At 38.0% G+C, this 2,612-nt stretch carries 2 protein-coding genes; both read left to right on the top strand.

Annotation, left to right across the window (positions count from 1 at the left end):
• Nucleotides 1-234: 234 nt before the first annotated feature.
• Nucleotides 235-1,779, top strand: coding sequence for an IS21 family transposase (gene istA, locus K8089_RS15915; RefSeq protein ID WP_237604283.1), 1,545 nt, complete (start codon nucleotides 235-237; stop codon nucleotides 1,777-1,779).
• Nucleotides 1,780-1,805: 26 nt separating this feature from the next.
• Complete coding sequence (gene istB, locus K8089_RS15920; RefSeq protein WP_237604284.1) at nucleotides 1,806-2,525, top strand: IS21-like element helper ATPase IstB; 720 nt, start codon at nucleotides 1,806-1,808, stop codon at nucleotides 2,523-2,525.
• The last annotated feature ends 87 nt before the right edge of the window (nucleotides 2,526-2,612 follow it).

Consider the following 2,612-nt stretch of genomic DNA (forward strand, 5'->3'; position numbering starts at 1 on the left):
TGGATAGACTGGACTAAGCTGACCCCTTTACTGGCTATCAATTTCAGCTTGCCATTCTGGCGGATGCTGACCCCCTTCACATAAAAACGGAAGCTCTTTATGGGTTAGATTCTGGAGTAAATTGACCCTCTTTGTTTAAAAGTGGACATCATATTCCGGAGGAAGCTGACCCCTCTTTAAAGAAGTTCTATTTGATTTTTAGGTTTATTTGGTGAATAACCAAAGGATAAGAAAATGGCAGGAAAACCTAAACCTATGAGTCAAGTCAAACAAATGCTCCGTATGCGCCTTAAGGGCAAAGGAATAAAAACCATTGCTCGTAACTTACAAATGAGTAAGAATACGGTAAAAGAGTATTTCAGGAAAGTCGAAGCAAGCAACGTATCGATAACAGAACTGCTCAAACTGGAGGATCCAATTCTAGAAGCGAAGCTTTTAGCAGGTAATCCATCCTTCAAAGATGAGCGCTATGAGCTGCTTAAAGTCCGATTAGAGTACTTTGCTAAAGAGCTTAAAAAAGTCGGTGTAAATCGAAAAGTACTTTATGAGGAGTATTGCGTGGATAACGCAAATCCATATAGTTATTCCCAGTTTTGCTATCACTTACAGCAATATCGTAAAAGCAGTAAGCCTACAATGGTATTAGAACACCATCCAGGGGACAAGCTTTATATTGATTTTGCAGGAAAGCCACTTTCTTATATCAATAGAGATACTGGAGAAATTATCTTCGTACAGGTCTTTGTAGCTTGTCTTCCTTATTCTGATTATAGCTTCGCTATGGCTGTTCCAAGTCAAAAACTAGAGGATTTTCTCTATGCCTTACGTTGTTGTTTAAATGATATAGGTGGAGTTCCGCATACATTGGTTCCTGATAATCTTAAGTCTGCCGTTATAAAAGCCAATAGATACGAACCAGATATCAATCGAGCTTTAGAAGACTTTGCTAATCATTACAGCACAACGGTTACACCTGCACGACCAGCACATCCACAAGATAAGGCATTGGTGGAGAATCAAGTAAAGTTGATTTATAGCCGTGTTTATGCTAAACTTCGCCACAGACAGTTCTTCGATTTAGCTTCTCTAAATGAAGCCATTGCTGAAAAGATGAAATTGCACAATCAAACCAGAATGCAACAAAAGGACTATTGCCGTGAAGAGAAGTTTTTAGCCGATGAGAAAAAACATCTTCTTGAACTTCCTGTAGAACCTATTGAAATCAAGTATTACAGAGAGCATAAAGCAGCTAAGAACAACCACATTTATCTAAGTCAGGACAAACATTACTACAGCGTTCCCTACACTTATATTGGAGAAAAAACGAAGGTTATCTATACCCGTACTTTGGTTAAAATCTATTGTAAAGGAAACCAAATAGCCGTACATCCCAGAGGTTTTAAAAAAGGAGGGTATACCACAAAGAAAGAGCATCTGTGCTCACATCATCAGTTTTATAAAGAACGAAGTCCGAGTTACTATCTAGGAAGAGCCAATGCGCATTCTGAAGAACTGTACCAATATATGGAAGCCTTATTCAATCAAAATAAACATCCAGAACAGCTTTATAGAACTTGCGATGGAATACTGAACTTATCCCGAAAGACTCCTCGCAACACTTTTGTAAAAGCTTGTGATATAGCTTTAGAAAATCACAATTATTCCTATCGTTTTTTAAAGCAATTATTGGAGAATAAAATGACTGAGAATACGCTGAATATTATAAGCAAACCTTTGCCAGAGCACTCTAATATTAGAGGAGCAACGGCTTATAAATAATCCACAATCAATTAAAAATAAATATAATGAAAACCATTGAAGAACAACTCTCCCAATTACGATTACAAGGGATGCACATCAGCTGGAAGGCGATGATGGAAACTCGACAACACCACAAGTTATCCTTTAGCGAAGGCCTTGAAATCCTTTTACAAGCTGAGGAAGAGAATCGTATCAATCGACGTTTTGAACGACTTAAAAATGCAGCCAAGTTCCGTTATCAATCCAGTATTGATGAGCTGAGCTTAAATGCTTCTCGCGGAATGGATGCCAGTTTAATAACAGAACTAGCTAAAGGAACTTACCTAGAAAAAGGAGAATCTATCCTAATAACTGGTGCTACTGGCTGTGGCAAAAGCTTTTTAGCTTCTGCATTAGGTCATCAGGCTTGTGCGCAAGGCAAAAAAGTCTTGTATTATAACATCCAAAAACTGCTTATACAGATTAAAATGGCTCGGTTGGATGGTAGTTTTTTAAAACTGTTTGACAAGATTGCCAAAGCTGACTTATTGATAATAGATGATTTTGGTCTCTCTCACTTAGAACACAACGGGCAGATGGATTTAATGGAAATTATTGAGGATCGACACGGAAAATCCTCCACTATTATTGTTAGTCAATTACCTATTGGTAGCTGGTACGAAATTATTGGGGAAGCTACTATTGCAGATGCAATTTTAGATCGACTAGTACATACTTCTCACAGAATCGAATTGAAGGGAGAATCCTTAAGGAAAAAACTGTAAATTTGTCACGTTCTTATCTTTTTGACCAATAAATCTAAGGGGGGTCAATATGCCCGGAATGGGGGGTCAGTATCACCGGAATATCCA

Source organism: Aequorivita vitellina (genome assembly GCF_022008365.1).
GTDB classification, from domain to species: domain Bacteria; phylum Bacteroidota; class Bacteroidia; order Flavobacteriales; family Flavobacteriaceae; genus Aequorivita; species Aequorivita vitellina.